Source organism: Streptomyces sp. HP-A2021, assembly GCF_022807935.1.
Classification (GTDB): Bacteria; Actinomycetota; Actinomycetes; order Streptomycetales; family Streptomycetaceae; genus Streptomyces; species Streptomyces afghaniensis.
In genome coordinates, this window is record NZ_CP094344.1 from 4843377 (window position 1) to 4863471 (window position 20095).

At 70.1% G+C, this 20095-nt stretch carries 15 protein-coding genes; 10 read left to right on the forward strand and 5 right to left on the reverse strand.

Annotated features, from left to right (window positions below):
• The first annotated feature begins 52 nt into the window (after positions 1-52).
• Complete coding sequence (locus MQE23_RS21790; protein ID WP_037674351.1) at positions 53-493, forward strand: membrane protein; 441 nt, start codon at positions 53-55, stop codon at positions 491-493.
• A gap of 93 nt (positions 494-586) precedes the next feature.
• Positions 587-1555: a hypothetical protein gene (locus MQE23_RS21795; RefSeq protein ID WP_243379970.1), complete on the forward strand. Its 969-nt coding sequence runs from the start codon at positions 587-589 to the stop codon at positions 1553-1555.
• Here the strand turns inward: MQE23_RS21795 and MQE23_RS21800 are convergent.
• The gene (locus tag MQE23_RS21800; protein WP_243379972.1) at positions 1452-2798 is read right to left on the reverse strand and encodes a PLP-dependent aminotransferase family protein; all 1347 of its coding nucleotides are present in this window, start codon (positions 2796-2798) and stop codon (positions 1452-1454) included. The two genes, MQE23_RS21795 and MQE23_RS21800, sit on opposite strands and share 104 nt — an antisense overlap.
• Before the next feature lie 79 nt (positions 2799-2877).
• Here MQE23_RS21800 and MQE23_RS21805 point away from each other — a divergent pair, with 79 nt between their 5' ends.
• Entirely contained in the window at positions 2878-3717 is an 840-nt protein-coding gene (locus tag MQE23_RS21805; protein ID WP_243379973.1) for an alpha/beta hydrolase, read from the forward strand.
• 43 nt (positions 3718-3760) lie between these two features.
• A complete protein-coding gene (locus MQE23_RS21810) occupies positions 3761-4759 on the forward strand; it encodes an endonuclease/exonuclease/phosphatase family protein (protein ID WP_020270413.1) in 999 nt (332 codons plus the stop codon).
• Positions 4760-4827: 68 nt separating this feature from the next.
• Here MQE23_RS21810 and MQE23_RS21815 read toward each other — a convergent pair whose 3' ends face one another.
• The gene (locus MQE23_RS21815; protein ID WP_243379975.1) at positions 4828-6921 is read right to left on the reverse strand and encodes a PhoX family protein; all 2094 of its coding nucleotides are present in this window, start codon (positions 6919-6921) and stop codon (positions 4828-4830) included.
• Between the two features lie 591 nt (positions 6922-7512).
• On the opposite strand from MQE23_RS21815, the gene MQE23_RS21820 reads away from it, so the two are divergent.
• The 6 genes from MQE23_RS21820 (at position 7513) to MQE23_RS21845 (ending at position 15557) form a co-directional block, all read left to right on the forward strand.
• Positions 7513-9072: a VWA domain-containing protein gene (locus MQE23_RS21820; RefSeq protein ID WP_243379976.1), complete on the forward strand. Its 1560-nt coding sequence runs from the start codon at positions 7513-7515 to the stop codon at positions 9070-9072.
• Between the two features lie 110 nt (positions 9073-9182).
• Positions 9183-10799 (forward strand): methionine--tRNA ligase, encoded by a 1617-nt coding sequence (gene metG / locus MQE23_RS21825; protein WP_243379978.1) that lies wholly within the window; start codon positions 9183-9185, stop codon positions 10797-10799.
• A 126-nt stretch (positions 10800-10925) separates the two neighbouring features.
• Entirely contained in the window at positions 10926-11291 is a 366-nt protein-coding gene (locus tag MQE23_RS21830; RefSeq protein ID WP_020270419.1) for a PH domain-containing protein, read from the forward strand.
• 107 nt (positions 11292-11398) lie between these two features.
• Complete coding sequence (locus MQE23_RS21835) at positions 11399-11884, forward strand: hypothetical protein (protein ID WP_037667383.1); 486 nt, start codon at positions 11399-11401, stop codon at positions 11882-11884.
• A 9-nt stretch (positions 11885-11893) separates the two neighbouring features.
• The gene (locus MQE23_RS21840; protein ID WP_243379979.1) at positions 11894-14581 is read left to right on the forward strand and encodes an ATP-binding protein; all 2688 of its coding nucleotides are present in this window, start codon (positions 11894-11896) and stop codon (positions 14579-14581) included.
• An 85-nt stretch (positions 14582-14666) separates the two neighbouring features.
• Positions 14667-15557, forward strand: coding sequence for a hypothetical protein (locus tag MQE23_RS21845; RefSeq protein ID WP_243379981.1), 891 nt, complete (start codon positions 14667-14669; stop codon positions 15555-15557).
• A gap of 74 nt (positions 15558-15631) precedes the next feature.
• Here MQE23_RS21845 and MQE23_RS21850 read toward each other — a convergent pair whose 3' ends face one another.
• From MQE23_RS21850 to MQE23_RS21860, 3 genes are all read right to left on the reverse strand, one after another.
• A complete protein-coding gene (locus tag MQE23_RS21850; protein WP_243379982.1) occupies positions 15632-16975 on the reverse strand; it encodes an MFS transporter in 1344 nt (447 codons plus the stop codon).
• A gap of 170 nt (positions 16976-17145) precedes the next feature.
• Positions 17146-18051 (reverse strand): intradiol ring-cleavage dioxygenase, encoded by a 906-nt coding sequence (locus MQE23_RS21855; RefSeq protein WP_243379984.1) that lies wholly within the window; start codon positions 18049-18051, stop codon positions 17146-17148.
• 145 nt (positions 18052-18196) lie between these two features.
• Positions 18197-20032, reverse strand: a complete 1836-nt coding sequence (locus MQE23_RS21860) for a dynamin family protein (protein ID WP_243379985.1) — start codon at positions 20030-20032, stop codon at positions 18197-18199.
• Positions 20033-20095 lie beyond the last annotated feature (63 nt).

A 20095-nucleotide genomic window follows, 5' to 3' on the forward strand; every position in this document is an offset into this window, starting at 1 on the left:
GGTTCCCGCCGGTGTGCCCTGGTAGGCAGGGCAGGGAGAGAGGAGAGCTCTCATGGCTCATGCGGCACCCACCCCACGCAAGGTGACCACGCGACGCCGTACCCCCGATGTCTTCAGCCCGCGCACCCACGCCATGGCGAAGGTCGCGGTACCCGTCGTCCTCGGGCTCGTCTACGGCTACTGGGCCGCGGCCAACCGGCGCGACGCCGGGCCCATCACGGGCTGGAACCTGCTGTTCGGCTTCCTCACCGCGCTCGTGTTCGCCGTGCTGTTCGCCGCCGTGTGGGAGGTCGCCCCGCGGCTGCGGCGCGAACAGCACGCACTGCTCTGGTTCGCCTTCACCGGCTGCGCGATCGGCTTCCTCTACAGCCAGACCGGCGAGTCCGTGCTGCGGTCCGCCGGAGTGGGGGTGGTGGTCGGGGCGGGCGTCTTCGTGACGATGTTCTACCGCTACTACACTCACGAGGACGCCGCCGGCCGGCGCCTCGACTGACTCGGTACCGGCACGACCCGTTCGGCTCGGCACGCGGGGCCGAATGCAGTCACACCGGTCGCGGACCGGGCCCGTGGCGCCTTGCCTGGAAGGGTGTCCGAGCACGACCGGGCGCCCGTACCCGAGCAGGCGCCCCTCCGACCGCGGAACGCCCTGTCGGCCGTTCTGCTGGTCCTCGCGTGCCTGCTCGTGCCGTTCGCGACACTCGCCTCCTGGGCGGCACACGGGCTGACCGACACCGGCCGCTACGTCCGTACGATGGCGCCCCTCGCCGCCGACCCGGACGTGCGGCACGCGGTCGCGGACACCCTCGGGGACGGCATCATGCGGGAGGCCGGGCACGAGCTCGACACCGGTCCGCTGCGCGGCACGGTCGGGCCCTTCGTGCACGACGCGGTGCGCTCGTTCACCCGGACCGAGGCGTTCCGCGCCGGGTGGGACGCGGCGAACCGGGCCGTCCACGACGCCGTGCTGCGCGCCCTGCGCGACGACGGCCCGCGCGCCGACGCGGTCACCGTCGACCTCGCGCCGGTCGTGGCCCGGGTCAAACACCGGCTCACCGCCGACCACGTGCCGTTCGCCCACCGCATCCCGGTCCCGCACGCCCGGGTCCCGGTGCTCCCGGCCGACGACGTGGACCGACTCCGCAGGGGATACCACGTGCTGGACACCGCCGCCGTCTGGCTGCCGCTCGCCGCCGCCGCGTGCGCCGTGACCGGGACCGCCCTCGCCGCCTGCCGACGCCGCGCGGTCACCGCGCTCGGCCTCGGCACCGCCCTGGGCGGCGGACTGCTCGTCCTGGCCGTCGCGATCGGCCGCCGCCTCACCCTCGCCGACCTGCCCGACACGCTCCACCGCGCGGCCGCCGGCGCGGTCTACGACGCCCTGACGGCCACCCTGTCGACGGTGTCCTGGCTGCTGCTCGCCTTCGGCCTGACCGTGGCGCTCGGCTCGTGGCTCACGGGCCGGTACGGTCCCCGGCTCGCCTCGCGGCGACGTGCGCGAGCGTCCGAAGCGCCCGCCGCAGATCCGCCTCCGGAGCCGACCCGAGCCCGAGCCTGACGGCGTCGGGCGTGTGGCCGGGGGCGACGGCGAAGGCGGGACCGGGCGTGACGGCGATGCCGTGCGCGGCGGCGGCCGCCGTGAAGGTGTCCGCGCGCCACGGGGCGGGCAGCTCCCACCAGGCGAAGTAGGCGCCCGGCTCGGACCGCACGGCGAAGCCCGCGAGCTCGTCGGCGAGGATCCGCTGCCTGCGCGCCGCGTCCGCCCGCTTGGCCGCCACCAGCCGCGCCACGACCCCCTCCCCGGCCCACCGCACGGCCGCCTCCAGCGCGAACCGCCCCGCACTCCACCCGCCCGACCGCACGGCACCGGCCACGGCCCCGACCCGGTGCGGCGGCACGACGAGGAAACCGGCGGTGAGCCCCGGCGCGACCCGCTTGGAGAGACCGTCGACGACGTGGGTGAGGGCGGGCGCGTGAGCGGCGAACGGATCACCCGGCTCGTGCAGGAAGGACCAGATGCGGTCCTCCACCACCGGCAGGTTCAGGTCGTGGACCAGCTGGGCGAGCTGCAGCAGGCGAGGGCGGCCCGTCGTCAGGGACGTCGGGTTGTGCAGCGTGGGCTGCACGTACAGGGCGGACAGCGGCGCCGAACGGTGCGCGGCGGCGACGGCCTCCGGGAGCAGCCCCGCCGCGTCACCGGCCAGCGGCACCAGCGTGATGCCCAGCCGCGCCGCGATCTCCTTGACCAGCGGATACGTCAGCTGCTCCACCCCGACCCGGCCGCCCGGCCGGACCAGGGAGGCCAGCACGGCGGCGATGGCCTGCCGCGCGTTGCCGGTGAACAGCAACCGGTCCGGGGCGGGGCGCCAGCCGGGAGTGGCCAGCAGTTCGGCCACGGCCTCCCGGGCGGACTCGGTACCCGTGGCGGCGGCCGGGAGCAGCGCCTCGGCCAGCACGTCGGGACGCAGCAGCGGCGCGAGGACGGCGGCGAGGAGCTCCGGCTGGCCGGGCGCGCTGGGGTAGTTGAGCTCCAGGTTGACGAGGGCGTCGCCCGGGCCGGGCTCGGCGAGCGCCCGCCCCGCCGGCCCGTCCGGGGCGGCCCGTACGAAGGTGCCGCGCCCGACCTCGCCGACGACCAGCCCGCGCCGTACGAGTTCGCCGTACACCCGCCCGGCCGTCGACGAGGCGATGCCCCGGCGCCGGGCGAAGGCCCGCTGCGGCGGCAGCCGTTGCCCCGGCTTCAGCCGCCCGCTGGCGATGTCGTCGGCGATCCTGTCCGCGATACGGCGGTAGTCACCCATCGGTCGTCCTCCCCCTTGGATTGCACCGAGAGCAAAGATCTTATTGCACCGAGTAGTTGGAGCTGCCTAGGGTCGTCCCATGGCACCCTTCCTCGCATACGAGGACAAAGGCCCCGCATCCCCTCGGCAGCCCCTTGTCCCCCTGGTTCTCGTCCACGGCCACCCCTTCGACCGCACGATGTGGGCCCCGCAGCTGCGCACGTTCTCCGCGGCCCGCCGCGTCATCGCCCCCGACCTGCGCGGCTACGGCGCCTCCCCGGCCGCCCCGGCCCTCACGGACTTCTCGCAGTTCGCCCGGGACATCGAGGCCCTGCTCGACGAACTGGGCGTGGCGTCCTTCGTCCTCGCCGGGCTGTCCATGGGCGGCCAGATCGCGATGGACTGCTACCGGCAGTTCCCCGGCCGCGTCCGCGGCCTGGTCCTGGCGGACACCTTCCCCGCGGCGGAGACCCCGGACGGTGTCCGCACCCGCGACGCCATGGCGGACCGCCTCCTACGGGAGGGCATGCGCGGCTACGCCGACGAGGTCCTGGAGCGGATGGTCGCCCCCTACGCCCCCGCCGAGGTCAAGGCCCACGTCCACCGCATGATGACGGCCACCTCCCCCGAGGGCGCCGCCGCGGCCCTGCGCGCCCGCGCCCGGCGCCCCGACTACACCGCCCTGCTGACCCAGGTCTCCGTCCCGGCCCTGGTCGTCGTGGGAGCCGACGACACCTACACCCCCGTCTCCGACGCCCGCGCCATGCACGCGGCCCTCCCGGACGCGGCCCTGCACGTGATCGAGGGCACGGCCCACATGCCGAACCTCGAACGCCCCGAGGAGTTCGACAAGGCACTCGGGGAATTCCTGGCCCGCGTCGACGCACGGCCCGGCGGCGCCGGTCGACAGCAACCTTCCACCGCCCCGTCCCGTCTTTGAGGGAGGATTCGGGCACCCCACCCCGCGAACGGAAGGCCGGGCCTTGGACACCGCCGCTGCCGAGTGGACCACCACCGACGGGCCGGACCACCGTCCGCCCCGACGGCGGCCCGGCGCCTGGTGCGCCGCCCTGCTGCTCGCCGGGGTCAGCGTGGCCGTCGGCTTCCGCACCGCCGACAGCGACGGCATCACGCCCGTCCCGCAGATCCTCGCCTTCCTCCCCTGGCTGCTCGCCCCCACCGGCCTGGCCCTGCTGCTCGCCCTGCTGTCCCGTTGGTGGCTCGGGACGGTCTGGGGCGTGCTCCTGCTCGGCCTGCTGGCCTGGTTCACCGAGCCGTACGGCAAGGTCGGCGACCCCGTCGGCCGCCCGGTCGCCGACCTGCGCGTGCTGACCTCGAACGTCGAGTTCGGGCAGGGCACCGGACCCCTGGTCACCGCCGTCCGCCGCGAGAAACCGGACATCATCTTCGTACAGGAGTGCGAGTACACCTGTGACGCGCGCCTGAAGAAGGACCTGGCGCAGGACTATCCCCACCGCCGGGCCGTCGAGGGCGGCGGCTCCGAGGGCTCCGTCATCCTCAGCCGCTTCCCGCTGCGGCCCACCGACGGCGTCCCCGGCACGATGGGCATGCCCGGGGCGGTCGCCGACGTCGACGGGCATCCCGTACGGCTCCAGCTCGCCCACCCCATGCCCCCGCTGCCCGGCCAGCTCGACCTCTGGCGCACGGAGCTGGACGCCCTGCGCGACGCGGCCACGGCCGACCCCGGCACCCCCCTCGTCCTGGCCGGCGACTTCAACGCCTCCCAGGACCACGCCACCTTCCGCCGCATCCTCGACACCGGCCTGAGCGACGCCGCCCGCCTGGACGACGCCGACCGCACGGCCACCTGGCCGGCCCGGACCGCCCCCACGTTCGGCACGCAGATCGACCACGTCCTGGTGTCCGAGGACTTCGCGTCCGACCGCACGCGCTTCCTGGACCTGGCCGACACGGACCACCGGGCGGTGGTGACGGACCTGACGCTGTACGCGGACAGGTAAGGGGGACAGGTAAGGGGGACGCCCGACAGGGCGCCCCCCATAGGTACCTCTGCGATGTCCCTCTCCGCTCAGACGCCGATGTCGCACCCGTCCGCACGCCACACGGCCACGACCGCCGGCCGGACGTACTTCCCCGGACCGTCGGGCCAGGTGCTGGCCGGCTTCTCCACAGACGCGCCGTCGATCTCGCCCGGGTGCTGCACGGCGACGAGGACCCGCCGGTCCTGGATGATCGGACCGCAGGTCTCGGCGCCCTTCGGCACGGTCAGGAACTGCTTCAGCTCACCGCGCCGCTCACCCCGGGTCGCCACGCCGAACAGGCCGTCGTGCGAGCCGAGCTGGGCGCCGTCGGTGGAGATCCACAGGTTGCCGTAGGGGTCGAAGGCGACGTTGTCCGGGCAGGAGATCGGGCTGACGCCGTCCTTCGGGAACCCGGCGAAGTAGGTCGCCGGGTCGTCCGGGTCACCGGCGACGAGGAACAGCGACCAGGCGAACCTCGTGCTCTCGGGCCGGTTCCACCGCTCGGTGAGCTCCAGGACGTGCCCGTGCTTGTTGGCGTTGCGCGGGTTGGCCTCGTCCGCCTTGGCGTTGGAGCCGACACCGCGGTTGGTGTTGTTCGTCAGGGCGACGTACACCTTGCCGGTGACGGGGTTGGGCTCGATGTCCTCGGGCCGGTCCATCTTGGTGGCGCCCGCCTTGTCACCGGCGAGACGGGTGAAGACGAACACCTCCTCGGCGCTCATCCCGTCCACGTGCGAGACAGCACCGTCGGCGGTGGCGGTGGCCAGCGGAATCCACTCGCCGCTCCCGTCGAACTCACCGTCGCCCGGCAGCTTGCCCGTGCCGTCGATCTCGAGGGCGGGGGAGTCACCGGTGAGCTTGGCGACGTACAGCGTCCCTTCGTCGAGAAGCGACAGGTTGTGCTCGCGCACGGCCCTGCTGCTGCCGTGCCGCATCCGCTTGCTGCCGACGAACTTGTAGAAGTAGTCGAACCGCTCGTCGTCACCGGTGTACACGACGGGCCGCCCGTCCGCCGTCATCCTGATGTTCGCGGCCTCGTGCTTGAACCGCCCCAGGGCGGTGTGCTTGCGCGGCGTGGAGCTCGGGTCGTACGGGTCGAACTCCACGACGTACCCGAACCGGTGCACCTCGTTCGGCTCCTGGGCGACGTCGAACCGCTTGTCGAACCGCTCCCACTTCCGCTCGCTGGCCCCGGTCCCGATGCCGTACCGCTTGTCGGTCGCCCGGCTGCTGCCCGCGAAGTACTGGTTGAAGTTCTCCTCGCCGTGCAGGGTCGTGCCCCACGGCGTCACGCCGCCCGAGCAGTTGTTGAGGGTGCCGAGCACCTTCGTGCCGGTCGGGTCGGCGGAGGTCTTCACGAGGTCGGACCCGGCGACGGGCCCGGTGAGCCGGAACTCGGTGGTGGCGGTGACGCGCCGGTTGAGCTGATGGCGCGCAACGGCGGTCAGCTTCCCGGTCTTCCGGTCCCCCTCCACGACGACGGCGGACAACCCGTGCGCGGCCCACGCCACCTCGACCTGCTCCCGCGTCGGATTGGCGGCGTCATACCCCCGGAACATGAGCACCTCGTCGGTGTACTCATGATTGGCGACGAGCAGCTGCCGGCCCCGCTCGCCCGGCAACGGCAAGAGCGCGAGAAAGTCGCAGTTGTACCCGAACTGCCCGGCCTGGGCCTTGGCGGTCTGCTTCTCCGGGTCGAAGGCGGGCGCACCGCGCAGGATCGGCTCTCCCCAGCGGATGACGACGTTCTGCCGGTACCCCTCCGGCACGGTCACGGCATCGGCGGTGTTGGGCGCGACCGGCGCGAAGCGCAGCCCGCGCGCGCCCTTGTGTTTGCGCCGGGCGCCCTCGGCGGCGGCACCGGCCGCGCTCGCCCCGGCCGGAGCGGCACCGGCCTGCGGAGCCTGTGCGACACCCACAGCCCCCGCACCCGCGGCGGCCACGGTCACCACGGCCGCGGCCCGCATCATCGACCGCCGGCTGAGCGCACCGGCGATCACGTCACCGACGTACTCGTTGGAGCTGGTGTTGGGCACCTCATGGAAGCAGGCGTCACCACACCGGAAACGACAGGTCAGGGCGGACCGGCCGCCAGGGTGCGATCCGGACGGCGTTCCGATCAACGGCAGCAGCTTGCGCACTTTGCTCTCTCCTTGGATGCCCTTGGTGTCAGCGTGACCGTAGGGGCACATATGTGCGGCAGCCGGGCGCCAGGATGAACAGGGGGTGAACCTGCGGCAGCCTTACGGCAGTTACGGCGATTCAGCACGGCGACACCTTCGCAGGCCGGATGTCCCTCTTGACAGCGCGGGCCGCCCACCCCCGACCCTGCCCAAGATCGCCCAGGAGGGCCGCTAACCTTACGTGTCCGTCCTGGCCAGGGATTGACGGGCTTCAACTCACGCGAAGGGTTGCGCGCACATGGGCATTCTCACTCTCTTGCGGAACGCGTTCGGACGGTCACGCAAGTCACGGACCGCCGAGGCGGAGGGTGCGGCGCAGACCACGACGACGACCGATACCCCGACGCCCCCCGCGACGGACCCGAAGGTCCCGTCCCCCTCCCCGAACCCACCCCCGACCCGACACCCAACGTCCCGGGCCCCCGAGACGAACACGACCTGGTGTCATTGGCCTTCGACCGTGTGGCGGTCCCCAGGCCTGCGCGCTCCGGCGAGGGGGAGCCGGGGGTTGAGCCGGCGGTTGAGGAGCCGGTCGTCGCCGAGGAGCCGGTGACGGAGAAGCCGAAGGCTGTGGAGGAGCCGACGGACGCGGAGAAGCCGGCGGCGGTGGTGCGGGAAGCAGAGGCTCAGGCCAAGCCCGCGGTCGCCGCCGAGCCGGCGGACGCCGATCGGCCGACTGAGCCTGCGGAGTCGTCCCACGCGACCACGGCGGAGCAGCCGACGGCGACGGAACCCGTGGAGAAGGCGACCGAGACGGAGCAGCCGACCGTCACCGAGTCCCCGGCGCCCGAGAAGCCCGAGTCGTCGTCGACCTCCGAGCCCACAGCACCGGAAAAGCCCGAGGACAGCCCGGAGGCCGAGGCACAGACCGAGTCCCCGGCAGCAACGGAGCCCGAGCCGACGGCCGAGGCCGACACGCGGCCGCAGCCGTCGGCCGCCGACACGAAGCCGACCCCCGAGCCGGAGCCGCCCACGGTTCCGAAGCCCGAGGCGGAGCCCAAGCCCGAGCCGAAGCCCGAGCCGAAGCCGACGGCAGAAGCCGAGCCCGCGACCGACTCCGAGCCGACGGCAGACCCCAAGAGCACGCCCGCGCCCGAGGCGGCCTCCAAGACGACGCCCGACGCCGACCCCGAGGCGACCTCCGACGTCGAGCCGACGACCGAAGCGGACGCGTCGGCCGAGGTGGAACCGTCGACCAAGACAAAGCCGACGGCCAAGACAAAGCCGACGGCCAAGGCGGAGCCGACGGCCAAGGCGGAGCCGGAGACCAAGGCAGACGCGCCCGCCAAGGCGGAGCCGAAGGCCAAGGCCGTGGACGCTCCCGCAGCCGCCGACGGCGAGTCCGCCCCACAGGGGCCACCCGCACCCGACGACGAAAGCAGCACGGGTGGTGCGGGTGGGAACGACACGGCCGAAGCCGAAGGCGAGGCCGAGCGGGACCTCACCCCCGCCGTCCCCCTCACCCGCCTCAAGACCCGCGCCCCAGGCCTCACCACCGCCTACAAGGCCGCCACCACCACCCTCAAGCAGCACAACCTCACCGGCACCCGAGCCAAGGTCTACCTCGTCCTCGACCGCTCCGCCTCCATGCGCCCGTACTACAAGGACGGCTCAGCCCAGGCCCTGGCCGAGCAGACCCTCGCCCTCGCCGCCCACCTCGACCCCGAGGCCACCGTCCCGGTCTTCTTCTTCTCCACCGAACTCGACGGCACCGGCGAGATCACCCTCACCGACCACGAGAACAAGATCGACGACCTGCACGCCGGCCTCGGCCGCATGGGCCGCACCAGCTACCACGCAGCCGTCGAAGCCGTCCTCGCCCACCACAGCAAGGAAGCGACCCCCGACACCCCGGCCCTGGTGATCTTCCAGACGGACGGCGCCCCCGACGCCAAGACCCCCGCCACGAAGTCCCTCACCGACGCGGCAAAGTCCCACCCCACCGTCTTCTTCTCCTTCGTCGCCTTCGGCGACCCGGAGAACAAGGCCTTCGACTACCTCCGCAAGCTCAAGACCCCCAACACGTCCCACTTCCTCGCCGGCGAAACCCCCCGCGAGCTCACGGACAAGGAGCTCTACGAGGGCGTACTGACGAACTGGCGCCCGTAAGACCCCGTAGAGCCGTAGAACCCCCCCGGGGGGTGGACAGGAGCGATGCCGCCGTCCACCCCCCGAAACGCGTGTGAGTCGATCTTCAGCGGACCAGTAGGATTTCGACCATGGCGGCCACTGGATCCGAGAAGCAGGGGGCGAAGGCGTACTACGTCTCGACCCCCATCTACTACGTCAACGACGCTCCTCACCTGGGCCACGCCTATACGACCGTCGCAGGCGACGTGCTCACCCGCTGGCACCGCCAGCGCGGCGAGAAGGTGTGGTACCTCACCGGCACGGACGAGCACGGTCAAAAAATCATGCGCACGGCCGAAGCCAACGGGGTCACCCCCCAGGCGTGGGCCGACAAGCTCGTCACCGAAGCGTGGAAGCCTCTCTGGGAGCACCTGGAGATCGCGAACGACGACTTCATCCGCACCACGCAGAAGCGGCACACGGACCGCGTCCAGGAGTTCGTCCAGGACCTGTACGACAAGGGCGAGATCTACAAGGGCGGCTACGAGGGCCCGTACTGCGTCGGCTGCGAGGAGTACAAGCTCCCCGGCGAGCTCCTCGACGGCGAGGGCGAGTACGCGGGCCAGAAGCTCTGCCCGATCCACAAGAAGCCGGTCGAGATCCTCAGCGAGGAGAACTACTTCTTCAAGCTGAGCGAGTACGGCGAGAAGCTCCTGGCCCACTACGAGGCCAACCCCGGCTTCATCCAGCCCGAGTCCGCGCGCAACGAGGTCGTGAACTTCGTACGCCAGGGCCTGCAGGACCTCTCCATCTCCCGCTCGACCTTCGACTGGGGCGTCCCGGTCCCGTGGGACGACAAGCACGTGATCTACGTGTGGGTCGACGCCCTGCTGAACTACGCCACGGCGGTCGGCTACAACGAGAACCAGGCGAAGTTCGAGGAGACCTTTCCGGCCGACGTCCACCTGGTCGGCAAGGACATCCTCCGCTTCCACGCGGTGATCTGGCCCGCGATGCTGATGGCGCAGGGCCTCCCCCTCCCCGGCAAGATCGCGGCCAACGGCTGGCTGATGGTCGGCGGCGAGAAGATGTCGAAGTCGAACCTGACCGGCATCAAGCCGCAGGACCTGACCTCGCACTTCGGCGTGGACGCCTACCGCTGGTACTTCCTGCGCGCGATCGCCTTCGGCCAGGACGGCTCCTTCTCCTGGGAGGACTTCTCCGCCCGGTACACCAGCGAGCTGGCGAACGACTACGGCAACCTGGCGTCCCGCGTCGCGGCGATGGTCGGCAAGTACTTCGGCGGCGAGCTGCCGGCGTCGGCGGCCGACGGCGAGGCGGAGCAGGCGATCCACGAGGGCCTGGCGAAGGCCGTCGCGGAGGCGGACCGCCGGATCGGCGAGGAGCTCGACTTCCAGGGCGGCATCCTGGCGGTCTTCGACTTCGTCAAGCAGGTCAACGGCTACATCACCGAGCAGGAGCCCTGGAAGGTCGCGAAGGACACGTCCGACGAGGGCAAGGCCCGACTGGCGACGATCCTCTACACGGCGGCGGAGTCCCTCCGCGCGGTGGCGGTCCTCCTCAACCCGGTCATGCCGGAGACCTCCCAGAAGCTCTGGGACTCGCTCGGCGCGGCGGACTCCCTCGGTGCCCTCGCGGACCAGAAGATCGGCGAGGCCGGCACGTGGGGCAGGCTCCCCGCCGGCACGACGGTCACCAAGGGCGCGGTCCTCTTCCCGCGCCTGGAGGAGAAGCCGACGGCGTAACCGGCGTAACACGCTCGCTACAGCACGGGGCCCGGGAGAACGAGAACCTTCTCCCGGGCCCCGTGCTTTGCGAAGATCGCGGGAGACCGGCCCACCCGGCCGCCATCACACACCCGGGGGACTCCCATGGCACTGTTCGGCAACGCACACACCATCGACCCGGCATCGGCCCAGCACGACTACGCCCGCCTCCTCGGCCACGGCGAACAGGTCCACGCCGCGTTCCTCCTCATCCGCGACACCATCCTCTTCACCGACCGTCGCCTGATCCTGATCGACAAGCAGGGCATCACCGGCAAGAAGGTGGAATACCACTCGGTCCCCTACCGCAGCATCACCCACTTCGCGGTGGAAACGGCCGGCACCTTCGACCTGGACGCCGAGCTGAAGATCTGGATCTCCGGCACGCCGACCCCCATCGAGAAGACCTTCACGAAGGGCGTCGACATCTACGAGGTCCAGGCGATCCTGACCCAGTTCGTGGCGAGGTAACGGTGATCCGCGGCCCCTGGCCGCACCTGGTGATCCTCCGTCACACTGGATGGACGAACGGGCCTTGGGTATACGTTCGCTGACAAGGGGTCAGGCGGGTGGGGGCGATGGCGGAGTCGGGGGAAGCACGGCCGGAAGCGGTGGCCGTCCGCAACGAGTTCGCGCTGGAACGCTACCGGTACGTGCTCCAGCAGATCCACGCCGTGAACGAGAACGCCCACCGCTTCCTCGCCATCTACCAGACCCTCGCCACCGCCCTCGTCAGCGCGGCGCTCGCCCTGTTCGTCGGCTACCGCAAGTGGGACCTGGCGCCGGCCACCGCCCGTGGCGGAGTTATCGGCCTGCTGACGCTGGCCACGGTCGTCGCCGCCTTCACCGGCACGCTGATCGTGGTGGGCGCGCTCGCCTGGCTCGACTACCGCAACGAGGAGTGCGACATCACCGACGAGGTCGTCGGGCCCGGTTTCCGCAAGCGCCCTCGCCCCGGCAATTTCCTGCGCTGGTACGAGACGTACGTCCTGCTCTTCATTCTCGTATCGGTGATCACCATGTGGGTGCTCGCCGCGTTGTTCCTCCTGCCCGCAATGAGGTGATGGTCCCCGGTGCCCCAGCACGACTACACCAGCACGTCCCTGTGGCAGAGCACCCTCGCCGGGCGTCCCGGGCCCGACGCCCACGCCGAACAGCGGGAACGACTGCGCACGTCGTACACGGAGCTGCGGAAGCAGGCTGCCGTGCTCCTCGACGAGAACGCGCGCAGCATGCCCGACTTCACGGTGCACGACATCAGTCACGTCGACGCACTGTGGGAGACGGCCGAACTCGTGTGCGGTGACAAGGTGGTCCTCAATCCCGCCGAGGCATACGTGCTGGGCTGCGCCTTCGTGCTGCACGACGCGGCGATGGGGGCCGCCGCATACGGGACGACCGTGCCCGAGGCGCTCGGCGAGAAGCGGTGGCGCGATCTCGTGTCGTTGGCCTACTACCACCGGGAGGGGTGCTGGCCCGAGCGGGAAGAACTGGAGACGCCGTCCGCCGAGATCATGGACGCCTGCCTGGCGACGGCGATACGCGACACGCACGCGGAGCAGGCCAAGAGGCTGGTGGACCAGCCGTGGCCGTCCCGTACGGGCCATGACATCTTCCTCATCGAGGGGGTCCAGCTGCGGGAGGTGTACGGCCCGCTGATCGGCGAACTGGCGGCCAGCCACTGGTGGCCCGTGGACCGGCTCGCCGAGGAGTTCCGCCACACGACGGGTTCGCTGCCCTGGCAACCCAGTGAGTGGACCATCGACTCCCTCAAGCTGGCATGCATCCTGCGGCTCGCCGACGCGACCCAGATCGACAGTCGCCGTGCTCCCGGCTTCCTCTTCTCGCTGCGCAGGCCGCAGGGCCACTCGCGCGAGCACTGGCGCTTCCAGGAGCACATCAGCCGCCCGTATCTGAAGGGTGACCGCGTCACCTACAGCTCGCTGCGCCCCTTCCCCCCGCAGGATGCCACCGCCTGGTGGCTGGCCCTCGAGTACTTGCGCGGTATCGACCGGGAGCTGAAGGCCGTCGACGCCCTCCTGCACGACCTCGGCCGCAAGCGGCTCGCCGCGCGGGCGGTCGCCGGTGTCGACTCCCCGGAGCGCTTCGCGGAACTGTTCCGCGTTCAGGACTGGCGCCCCATCGACGCGACCGTCAAGGTCTCCGACATCCCCGCTCTGGTCGGGACCCTCGGCGGGCAGCAGCTGTACGGGGATGTGCCCGAGGTGGCACTACGGGAGCTGATCCAGAACGCCCAGGACGCGGTGCTGGCCCGGCAGACACTCCAGCCCGGCTTCCCGACCGGGTGCGTGGAGATACGTCTGACCGAGACCGAGGGTTCCTGGTACCTCGAGGTCCGCGACAACGGCACCGGCATGGACGAGGAGACCCTCGTCAACGGGCTGCTCGACTTCGGCACCAGCGGGTGGAGCTCCACCAGTCTGCGCAACCGGCTGCCGGGGCTCGCCGACGGGGGCTTCCAGCCCAGCGGCCGGTTCGGCATCGGCTTCTTCTCCGTCTTCCTGCTCGGCGACCAGGTGGAACTGATCACCCGCCGCTACGACGCCTCCCTCACGGACGCCCGTCGCCTCACGTTCGACGGGCCCTCCAGCCGCCCTCTGCTCACGCCGTACACCGGACAAGGCTGGGTGGCGGAGGGCACGACCGTACGCGTGCGGCTGCGTAAGAGCCCCTTCGAACTCCAGGGCCTGTTCAGCCGGACCGAAGACGAACGGCTCGGCCAGCTCGCCCAGCGTCTGGTCCTGGAGAACGCGGTGCCCGTGTACACATGGGAGCCCGGCGCCGCCGAACCCGAAACCCTCGCACCGTTCTCCTTGGCCACCGGGTTACCGGACGAGGTGTTCGACCGGCTTTATCCGCCTCAAGCCCTGAGGTGGCGCGTCGGAGAGGAAAAACTGCGCCTCCAGATGCGCGACGACTTCGTCAGCAGGGCCACCGAGTTGCTGGACGACAAGGGACGGCGCATCGGTCTCGCCATGCTCTGGAACACCACGCACTACCAGGGCCGGCGTGACTTCCGAGGCACCGTCACGGTCAACGGCTTTCTCGCTGACACCTCCATCTCCTTCGCCGGTTACCTCGCTGGGCAGCCCAGCCGGGCCTCACGGGACAAGGCCTCGCTGGTCGCCACGCCGGACCAGGTGCGGCAGTGGATGCGCACCCAGGAAGAACGGCTGCGCAGCACAGGGAACTTCGATGACTCTCTCCAGCTCGAACTGGCCTACACCCTGCACAGCGCCTTCAACACACTCGCCGACGACATCGCCTTCGCCCTGACGTCCCAGGGTGTGCTGCGCTTGGCCGACATACCCGAGTGGGCAGGGCGACGCAGGGAGGTCTTCCTCGCCTTCGGCTGGCCGGTCACCTGGCGGAGCCGTCCGCCAGAGCTCAACCACCCGTTGTCCGGAGAGCGGGTTCGGATCCCCGACAACTGCATCATCATCTGCCAGATGGGCTCCACCCCACCGCTGTCGCAGGTCTTCCCTGCCGCAGCCAACCGGGACACCGCGTACGAGTCCGCCCGCGACGACGCCACACTGACCTGGCAGAAACAGTGGTGGCGCACGTCGGGTGACCTGTACGGCCTCTTCCTCCGCGCCTTGTGCGAGGCCTGGTCCTGCACTGTCGAGTCCCTGCTGGCCCCCGTCGAACAGCGCGACTGGTCGGACTGCATCCACGTGAACGACGACACCCTCGGCCCCGTTGCCGGCTACCTCCTTCACTGGCCGCCGAACACATGATGGGAACGTTTTTGCCGCTCCCGAAAGAGTGAACGCAACCTCGTTCGCCGAGTACGCCGCCCCCTGATGGCCCTAGCTTGCGCGCATGGTCACATCAACCCATGAGACCTCACACCGGATCTTCCAGGAGCATCCGGAGGTACTCGTCCCCGTCTTCGAGGCACTGGGCCTTCCACCACCCGCGAAGGCAACGATCGAGGCGCTGACCCCTGACGCCACGGAGATCAAGCCGCTGGAACGCCGTGTGGACACGGTACTGAAGGTCGAGCCGTCCGAGGGGGACAGCTTCCTCATCGCCGTCGAGGCCCAGACGGCCCGGAGCCGTGGCAAGGGATCCAGCTGGTCGTACTACGTGTCCTATCTGCGCGCGAAGTTCGACCTGCCCGTGCTGCTCGTCGCGGTCTGCAAGAACCGGCCGACCGCATCCTGGGCGGCCGGTCCCTTCGAGTGCCGCGTCGGCACCTGGACGACGCAGAGCACCCGTCCTTTTGTGCTGGGCCCCGACAACGTTCCGGAGATCACCGACGAGTCTGTCGTGGCCCGAGAACCGGCGCTGGCCACGTTCTCGGCCATCGTGCACAGCGAAAGCGAAAACGCCGCCGCCATACTGGACATGCTGGCCCGCGGGATGCGGTCGTTCGACAAGGCCACAGCGAAGTACTGGTGTGAATGGCTTGAGGTCGGGCTGGAGGACACTCCGGCCCGGGAGACATGGAGAGAGCTGGAGAAAATGGTCGCTACATACTTCCCGGGCAGGGGAACCCTCTTCGAGGAGTCGTACCTGGAGGGCAAGGCCGAGGGCAAAGCCGAGGGCAAGGCCGAGTCCATCCTGAGCGTGCTGGAGAAGCGTGGCATCCTCGTCCCCGAGGCCACCCGCGACCGCATCACCTCCTGCACCGACCTCGACGCCCTCACCCTCTGGTTCGACCGCTCCCTGACAGCCACCACGGCGGAAGACCTGTTCGCCGAGGAGTGATCTCCTGCTGAAGGCTGGGGCCCGCTCCACAACAGGAGCAGGCCCCAGCGCGCAGTCGGCTCGAAGCGGCGTGTCTAACTCACCGCCGTCTTCCCCGTCACCCCCGCACGATCCCCGGCGCCCGCCCGCGGGCCCCTGTTGGTGTGCCGTACGAACGCCACGCCCAGCACCGCCAGGATCGAGGCCGCCGACAGCGTGTACAGCCCCCCGTTCGTGCTGCCCGTCGTGTCCTTGAGGTAGCCGAACAGGGTGGGGGACACGAAACCGCCCAGGTTTCCTATGGAGTTGACCAGTGCCAGGCCCGGCGCGGCGATCTTCAGGTCGAGGCCCGACTGGGCCATCGGCCAGAACAGTGTGGCCGCGCACTTGCCGCCCACCGCGGCGAGGGTGAGGGCGGCCAGGCCGAACCAGGGCGAACCGAGCGTGGCGAGGAACGTGCCGGTGGCCGACAGGACCAGGGCGATCGCCAGGTAGGGGCGACGGTCGGGGGCCCGGTCGGTGAAGTGGGCCATCGTGTACATCGCGATCACCGCGCAGATCCAGGGGATCGCCGACAGCAGGCCGATCTGGAAGGAGGACAGCCCGCCGATCTCCTCCACCAGGCTCGGCAGCCAGAACGTGATCGCGTAGCCGGTGAGCGCCATCGCGAAGAAGACCGCGGTCAGGACGGCGACCTGGGGATGGAAGATCAGCTTCATCCGCGACACCGACGGCGCCCGGTCACGCGCCTCCTTGTCCCGCCCCACGGCCTCGCTCAGCGCGTCCTTCTCCTCCTGCGTCAGCCACTTCGCGTCCTGGATCCGGGAGACGAGGAAGAACCCGGCGATGAAGCCGACCAGGATCGAGAAGGCACCCTCCAGGGCGAACATCCACCGCCAGCCCGCGATACCGCCCGCGCCGTGCAGTTCCAGCAGCGCGCCGGTGATCGGGCCGGTGACGATGTACGCCGTGGCCGATCCGCCCAGGAAGATCGCACTGGCCCGGCCCCGGCTGGAGTCCGGCAGCCACTGGGTGAAGTAGAGGAGCACGCCGGGGAAGAAGCCGGCCTCCGCGACACCGAGCAGGAAGCGCAGGCCGTAGAACATCCACACGTTGTGGATGAAGCACATCGCCACGATCACCGCACCCCAGGTGATCATGATCCGGGTCAGCCAGACCCGGGCCCCGAACCGCTCCAGGAGCATGTTGCTCGGCACCTCGAACAGGGCGTACCCGATGAAGAACAGGCCCGCGCCGAGCCCGTAGGCCGTGGCGCTCACCCCGACATCGGCCCGCAGTTCGTTCTGGACGAAACCCACGTTCGTCCGGTCCATCTGGTTGACCAGCAGCATCAGGACCAGGATCGGAAGCATGCGGCGCAGGAATTTGCCGACCGCACGCTGCTCGGCCTCGGGTATGGCTGTTGCGGCGTCTGACATCGTTGTCTCCCTCGATGTGCACATACGTGAACAGCAGTCACGTACGCGTTCTCGAAGGGACTTTATGGAGGCTTAACTTCCGGGTCAACGGGTTGAGCAGAAGTCCATGTATGTGAATGTGGGGCGGACGACCGTACACGTCCGCCCCACACACGTCCGTCAGACGTCCGTCAGCCCATGGGGTCGACGCCCATGGTGAGACCGGCGACGACGCCCTTCGCCATGGCGTTCTTCCTGTACTGGAGCTTCATCAGCCCGCCCTGGGTGCCGTTGCCCGGGTAGATGGTGTCCTCGTCGAGGGTCGTGCGAGTCGTGGTGTTGGTGGAGTACGGCTCGACCTCGGCGGAGGCCAGCACGGACTCCTCGTCGAAGAAGAGCTGACCGGTGTGGACGGTCGTGCCGCCCTCGTAACCGGCGTCGGTCCAGGTGCCGTTCACATGCACCTTGGTGTGGATGTGCACGCAGCGGCCCTGGTACCAGCCGGGGAAGACCGTACGGAACTCGACGAGCCCCCGCTTGTCCGTCCTCCAGGTGCCGCGCAGATAGCGCTCGTCGTCCGTGGGCTCCTGGTGCCCGCCGCCACCGCCACCGTCCGGGGGCGCACCCGTGGGCGTGCCCGTCGGCGTACCCGAGGGCGGCGTGCCACCCCCGCCGCCTCCGCCCCCGCCGTCACCGCTGCCCATCGCCTCGTACCCCGAGTACACACCCAGCGCGTTGCAGTGCCAGATGTCCACGGCGGCGTTCGCGAGGGGCTTGCAGGTCTCGGAGTCGATCACCTTGAGGCGCAGGGTGAGCGGGATGCCCTCCTGGTCCTCGGTGACGTCCCGGCGGAGCTTGTCCGCGTCGATGTAGTAGGGGCCCTCGGTGGTTTCGGAGGTCAGCTTGTAGCAGGCCTCGCCGGAGGCACCGGCCGTCTTCCCCTCGGCCGCCGTCGTCTCCTCACCGGCGAACGCGCCCGTCGCGAACGTACCGCCGACGCCCGCCGCCACCACCGCGCCGGCACCCGCGGCGACGACCTTACGGCGTGTCAGATCCCTTGTGTGTTTCGGCTCATGGGCCGCTTCCTGTCCCGTCATGGGAAGGGAAGCTAGGGAGCCCGTCTGTCAGGAACCTGGGTAAGAGCTGGGCAAGAGCCCTGGGTACGAAAGTGGCTCGGAACCGGCGCCGGTTCCGAGCCACGCCCTGCGTGCGGGGCGATGCCGCCGTGCGGCGCCTCGTCCGTCAGGCGGCCTCGGCCACGTACGGGCGCAGGAACTCGCCGATGGCGACCTCGATGTTCGTCAGCTCCTGTTCGTAGCGGTACAGCTCGTCGCGTTTGGCCTGCTTCTCCTGCTCGTCGAGGCGCGACTGATCAATGCTGCGCTCGATGTCGGTGATGACTTCGTGGAGACGTTCCGACAGGGAGTCCGCGACGCCGTTCCACACGGCACGGAGATCGACGACGCGGTTGCGCACGTACTGTTCCGCGATGTGGTCGGCGGACTGCTTCAGCTGCTCCGCGATGTGGCTGGCCACTTTGGCCCGCAGCTTGCCGCTCGAGACGGCGAGGGAAACCGTCCCGAGCACCGGGCCGAGCGCGGCACCGACGGCCAGGGCGATGCCCACCGGAGGGACGGCGAATCCGAGGCCGAGCATGCCGCTGGCACCTGCCATGGCCAGTCCACCGGCCCCCGCGGCGCCGATCCCAGCGGCCAGCGCGGTGACCTCACCCGGCCGGAACCGGAACGGCATGTAGAACGGCAGGGTGCCCCCGAACCCCCCACGACTGGCCGACAGCGCCAACGAGTACAGCAGTTGGTCGGCCAGGTGGTCCTCACTGACGCCGGTCAGTCGGGCGCGCATCTCTTCCAGCGCGCTCTCGTACTCCCGGATCAGGGGGCTCAGCCGCTCCAACAGCCGGGTCTGGTGCTCCTTGACGGCCTCCTCCAGGTCGACCGAGCAGAACACCTGCATGCGGCGTTGCAACGCGCTCGTGTACCCGTCGATGATCTGGTTGGCGATGGCGTCGCGGCCCCCGGGAGTGATCACACGTCCCGCACGATCCAGCAGGCCGGGCCCTTTCACGTCCCAGCTGGGCAGTTGCGCGCTCAACTTGACCAGGTGGGCCGAGAACTCCGCCTTGACATCCTTTTCCACCTCATTGACCCAGGCTTCGACGATGCGTCGGATCTTCGCCTCGTCCTGCTGCAGCTGTTCCCGGCTGGCCTCGGCGCTGTTGAGTACTTCCCGCAGTTCCTGGGTCGTTCTGGCGAGACCCCCGCTCTGGTTCTGCAAGTGCTTGCGCAGGCGGATCGCAGTCTGCCGCAGATACTCGGCGAGCCGCACGAACTTCACCCGGGCCGCGTCGCGCAGACAGAAGAGTTCCAGGGATTTCTGCAGAGCCGTGAGCCCCGACCGCTCGACTGCGGCTTCATCGCCCGCGAGGCGGGCCCGCAGCGCGTCCCGTGCGCTGACGAAGTGCACCTCGTTGTGCGCCTGCCCCGCCAGGCGGCGCTCCAGTTTGGCCACCTCGTTGCGACAGCGCCTCATCACTTCGTCCTGCTCTTCCTCGTCGATGAGGTCGAAGCGGTTGACGACGTAGAAGATGTCCCGGTGGCCGAGGGCGTAGACCTGCTCCAGATAGTTCTTGGTCTCGTGGAGTGTGAAGGGCCGGGACGCATCGGTGACATAGACGATCGCGTCGACCTCCTCCAGGAAGCTCAATGTGATCTGCTCGCGCGAGGGGTTCTCGTTCACGCCCGCCGAGTCGACGATCTCGACCCAGCGCCCCAGTAGTTCCAGCGGCTGGGAGACGACGGCGAGGGAGAACGAGGGCTCACGGGACGCGCCTTCGGCATCGATCTGCAGGGCCACCTCCTCCTGGAACCTCTCCGTGCTGACCACGGTGGCCTGCTCTCGGCGGTCCATGTCACGGTAGAGCTCGGCCTGCTCGTTTTCGCCCCAGCGCAGCAAGGTGGTGAAGGCGGTCGTGGGATTGGCCTTCGTCGGCAGCAGTCGTTTGCCCAGCATGGCGTTGATCAGCGTGCTCTTGCCGCTGCTGAACTCGCCGAGGACCATCATCCGGAACGTCTCACGCTCGAAAACACTGCGCGTGCTCTCGAGCCGGATCGTGCCCTGCTC

Coding starts and splice junctions, on each gene's coding strand:
- MQE23_RS21790 (WP_037674351.1), top strand. CDS start 53: ATGGCTCATGCGGCACCCACCCCACGCAAGGTGACCACGCGACGCCGT.
- MQE23_RS21800 (WP_243379972.1), bottom strand. CDS start 2,798: ATGGGTGACTACCGCCGTATCGCGGACAGGATCGCCGACGACATCGCC.
- MQE23_RS21805 (WP_243379973.1), top strand. CDS start 2,878: ATGGCACCCTTCCTCGCATACGAGGACAAAGGCCCCGCATCCCCTCGG.
- metG (WP_243379978.1), top strand. CDS start 9,183: ATGGCGGCCACTGGATCCGAGAAGCAGGGGGCGAAGGCGTACTACGTC.
- MQE23_RS21830 (WP_020270419.1), top strand. CDS start 10,926: ATGGCACTGTTCGGCAACGCACACACCATCGACCCGGCATCGGCCCAG.
- MQE23_RS21835 (WP_037667383.1), top strand. CDS start 11,399: ATGGCGGAGTCGGGGGAAGCACGGCCGGAAGCGGTGGCCGTCCGCAAC.
- MQE23_RS21845 (WP_243379981.1), top strand. CDS start 14,667: ATGGTCACATCAACCCATGAGACCTCACACCGGATCTTCCAGGAGCAT.
- MQE23_RS21850 (WP_243379982.1), bottom strand. CDS start 16,975: ATGTCAGACGCCGCAACAGCCATACCCGAGGCCGAGCAGCGTGCGGTC.
- MQE23_RS21855 (WP_243379984.1), bottom strand. CDS start 18,051: ATGACGGGACAGGAAGCGGCCCATGAGCCGAAACACACAAGGGATCTG.
- MQE23_RS21860 (WP_243379985.1), bottom strand. CDS start 20,032: ATGGTCCTCGGCGAGTTCAGCAGCGGCAAGAGCACGCTGATCAACGCC.